We start from the raw sequence: 327 nt of genomic DNA on the forward strand, positions 1-327 counted from the left end.
CAAGCTCTCAATTACCGGCATTCGGAGTCTTGCTACGGGCAGTAACCCGGTGAGGCTCATCGACTATCCATTGATCTAACTCAGGCTAGAAACACGTGCCGCTTCAACAAAATGCCTTTCGGGGAGAACCAGCTATCACGGAGTTTGATTGGCCTTTCACCCCTAACCACAGGTCATCCCCCAGGTATTCAACCCTGGTGGGTTCGGTCCTCCACGAAGTCTTACCTCCGCTTCAACCTGCCCATGGCTAGATCACTCCGCTTCGGGTCTTGGGCATGCAACTCAAACGCCCTATTCGGACTCGCTTTCGCTACGGCTACCCCACAC

General features: G+C 54.4%; 1 rRNA gene. It reads right to left on the bottom strand.

The features are described 5' to 3' along the window. Positions 1–327 (bottom strand): 23S ribosomal RNA (locus PUR61_RS00220); the annotation flags it as partial.

The sequence above is a fragment of the Streptomyces sp. BE20 genome, from assembly GCF_036322525.1.
Taxonomy (GTDB): domain Bacteria; phylum Actinomycetota; class Actinomycetes; order Streptomycetales; family Streptomycetaceae; genus Kitasatospora.